The organism is Magnetococcales bacterium, from assembly GCA_015228935.1.
In the GTDB taxonomy this organism is placed as follows: domain Bacteria; phylum Pseudomonadota; class Magnetococcia; order Magnetococcales; family DC0425bin3; genus HA3dbin3.
The window spans coordinates 1-3,569 of the sequence record JADGCO010000182.1 but is presented as its reverse complement, the minus strand read 5'-3'; the positions used below and the strand labels follow the sequence as shown (position 1 = coordinate 3,569).

Genomic DNA, 3,569 nt, shown 5'->3' with positions numbered 1-3,569 from the left:
ACCCCGCCAGGGGGAAGGGCGCAGCCCTTCCCCCTGGACCCCCATCCCAGTTTTTTATACGTTTTTTTTGGGGCATCTTCCTTTCCCCTTTCTGGTCTTTGATGCGTTTTTTTGGCCAATGCCACAGAATGCCGATGCCCAGCAACGTTGCTGCCGGCCAACTGCCATGGGACATCAGGAAGGTGAAAAAATCACGACTTTCCACACTGATTGTCGGCCAGACAAGATAACTGACAGGACCGGCCCCCGCCGGCAACAGACCCAGGCCAAACCATAAAGCCACCCACCCGGGAGACCACGGAAATGCCAACCCCCCCAACCGTCCCAGCCACAACCATACGACCATGACGAGCAGGGTGTGCGCCAACTGCAACAGGTGGCCTCCTCCCCAGAATAAATGTTCGTAGTACACCGCATCCGGCAGGGATGTCGGCAGGGAGCGCCAGGCCCCCAAAAAGGTCCATATGGCCAGGAGAATGGCCCAGGCCCCACATCTGGCCCCCCAGCGCCACAGGTTTTCCCGGGAAAAGGGCGTTGCCGTGGGTGCGGTCGGATTGACAAGAGGAGCCAGGACCAGACGCAGAGCGGTCAAAAAAATTCCGCATCCAAACAGAAGAAGGCCCCCAAAAAACAGGGGATGCTGCAAGATGGGGAGATAGTTGCTCATGATGGGTTGCCGGGCACCCAGCAGCGGCGACACTCCCATCAGCAGGGGACCTGGCAGGGCCAACCCAAAGGCCAGCCAGCCGAACCAGCCTTTTCCCTGGTCGCGATCATGACCTGCCAGGGTCCACATGGATCCGGCAAAGGAGAGCAGCCAGACCACCACGGCCAGATCGACATGCAGGACCAGGGAGATGCGAAACCAATCGGCCACCGGCAACCAGGCCGCCAGGATCGGGGTCCGCGACAACACGAGAACACAGGCAAACACACCCGACATTAAAAAAGCGCCCAATCCCAGCAACAACCACGCCCCGGCCAGGGAACGCCGGGAGGGATGCGGTTGCAACCAGACGGTGTGCGTTGCAGATGGGATCGTGGGCGTTGCGGGCGGCATGCCGTTCATATGACGCCCTTGTGCGGGGCAAGCGAGACGAACGGCACGCCAAAAAAAGTCAGAAAGGCAACCAGGAATATCAACAACATTGAAACCGCTCCCCAGCGTGGGGATGGATTGAGCAGGGGACGCACGTGCAAAGCCAGCGCCAGAAACAACCATGTGATCAACGACCAGGTTTCCAGCGGATCCCAGGACCAGTAGCGACCCCAGGCATCCTGTGCCCAAATGGCCCCGATGATCAACATCATGGTATCAAAAATCAATCCCAATACCAGGAAACGATAGGAGAGTTCATCCAGACGCGCATCATCCGGCAGGGACCGGAACCAGAGTTCACCTCGGGGTGTCATTCGCAACAGGATGGCCACACCCAATCCGGCCCCGACCAGCAGGGCACCCAAAAATATTTTGCCAAAGCCCACGTGGAAATAGAGCCACAGGGTATGATAGGTGGGGGGCAGACGGGAATCCCCGGGGGTTGTGACCAGCAGCCACCCCATGAGCAAAAACAACATGGGCAGAATGACCGCCGCACTGCGGCGAATGATTGGCATGCGCCAGAAGACCAGGGCGTATATCAGGAGAAGGCTCCAGATATTGCTGGACAGAATTTCATAAAGATTGATGAAGGGACCATGCCCGAGACGCTGCCATCGCAGACCCAGGGCCACGGCGTGGACCAGAAGTCCCAGAGCCAGCAGGGCCAGAATGGTGCGGTCTGGATGGCGATCCAGGACCATGGCCACGACGGCCACGAGACCTGCCAGCAGGTAGAGGATCATGGCTCCCCAGGTCAGCATCCATTCTGGATTCATGTGTATTTTCCGGTCTTGATCATCTTTTCGGCCATGGGCATGGGCTCTTCGAAAATGGGGTCCAGGGGGCTGGCTCCCTGGCAGGTCCAGGACAGAGTCCTGGTGGGGTTTGGGGCGAAGCCCCGACAAAAAACCGTTTCCAAATGGCCGAAACGATGATCATGGCCAGTTTTTCATACATGAATTAAAAAACTCCAGCGAAACAAGTTCGCTGGAGTTTTTTTACATCAGGCAGGCAAGAGCGTGAAACAAACTCAGCCGAAGATGGCCTTGCCCTGACCGGCGGAACCCAGCACGGTCTTGTTTTTCTCGATGATCATTTTTTTCAGTTCATCCCGGGCCGGTCCAAGATATTTCCGGGGATCGAATTCGGCGGGTTTATCGGCGAAGACTTTCCGGATGATGGCGGTCATGGCCAGACGGCCATCGGAGTCGATGTTGATTTTGCAGACAGCCGATTGGGCTGCGCGGCGCAATTGATCGGCGGGGATACCAACGGCATCTTTCAGTTTGCCGCCGTTGGAGTTGATCATGTTGACGTAGGTGGGGACGACCGAGGAAGCGCCATGGAGAACGATGGGGAAGCCCGGAATTCTCTTTTCGATCTCTTCGAGGATATCGAAGCGCAACGGGGGCGGTACCAGGACACCTTCGGCATTCTTGGTGCATTGTTCTGGTTTGAACTTGTTGGCACCGTGGGAGGTTCCGACCGAGATGGCGAGGGAATCGACACCGGTCTTGCTGACAAACTCTTCCACTTCGGAAGGTTTTGTGTAGGTGGATTTTTCGGCGACGACATCATCTTCGATGCCAGCCAGGATGCCGAGTTCGCCTTCGACGGTCACGTCGTGTTGATGGGCGTATTCGACGACTTTCTTGGTCAGGGCGATATTGTCGGCGAAGGAGTGGTGCGAGCCGTCGATCATGACCGAGGAGAAGCCGGTATCGATACAGGATTTGCAGAGTTCCAGGGTATCGCCATGGTCGAGGTGGAGGGCGAATTTCAGATGCGGATTGATCTCTTTCAGCATCTGGGCCGCACCCTGGGCCAGGAAGCGCAACAGGGTCTGATGGGCGTATTTCCTGGCACCGCTCGACACTTGCAGGATGAAGGGGGAGTCGGATTCGCCGCAGCCGGTCACGATGGCTTGCAACTGTTCCATGTTGTTGAAATTATAGGCAGGAATGGCGAACTTTCCCTTGAATGCCGCTTCAAACATTTTTTTGGTGTTCACCAAACCGAGATCTTTATAGCTTACAGTCATGTCACCCTCTTTGAGTTTCTATGTTTAGGGTTGGCCCCGAAAGAAAACAGATTTTTACCCCTGAAAAGATCGACAGGATACGGCGATGCGGATTTTTCAGCGGGTTTTGGGTCCCTGCTACAAGAGACAACAATTGCAGGGGTCTGTTCAGTGTATAGCAAGTCGCGCCGGACATTTCAACTCAAATTCAGTTTGGGCTGGAGTGTTTTTGGCAGTGCCCCGCAATTTTTTTTAACCGGTAGATTTCCCTTCAAATTTGCAAAAGATGAGTTCCATATGCCAGCAAAATTTGCTAGCATTCGCATATGAACAACAAGCACCGTAAGACATTTGAAATCCTCTTCGCGTCTCCGGTCCACACTTCACTCAGATGTGTACTGGTTCAGCGTGAATCCGACAAACGACCATCGCGGATAAGCTACTTTT

At 55.4% G+C, this 3,569-nt stretch carries 3 protein-coding genes; all 3 read right to left on the bottom strand.

Annotated elements, in window-relative coordinates; genetic code table 11:
• Positions 1-1,069 (bottom strand): hypothetical protein (locus tag HQL65_20420; protein ID MBF0138599.1); only part of this gene is annotated, 1,069 nt, incomplete at its 3' end.
• The gene (gene ccsA / locus HQL65_20415; GenBank protein MBF0138598.1) at positions 1,066-1,878 is read right to left on the bottom strand and encodes a cytochrome c biogenesis protein CcsA; all 813 of its coding nucleotides are present in this window, start codon (positions 1,876-1,878) and stop codon (positions 1,066-1,068) included. The genes ccsA and HQL65_20420, both read right to left, overlap by 4 nt.
• Before the next feature lie 254 nt (positions 1,879-2,132).
• On the bottom strand, positions 2,133-3,143 hold the full coding sequence (locus tag HQL65_20410; GenBank protein MBF0138597.1) for a class II fructose-1,6-bisphosphate aldolase: 1,011 nt from the start codon (positions 3,141-3,143) through the stop codon (positions 2,133-2,135).
• Between the last annotated feature and the right edge of the window lie 426 nt (positions 3,144-3,569).

What these genes read in the sequence shown, in the direction of transcription:
- ccsA (MBF0138598.1), bottom strand. Translation starts at nt 1,878, where the DNA reads ATGAATCCAGAATGGATGCTGACCTGGGGAGCCATGATCCTCTACCTG.
- HQL65_20410 (MBF0138597.1), bottom strand. Translation starts at nt 3,143, where the DNA reads ATGACTGTAAGCTATAAAGATCTCGGTTTGGTGAACACCAAAAAAATG.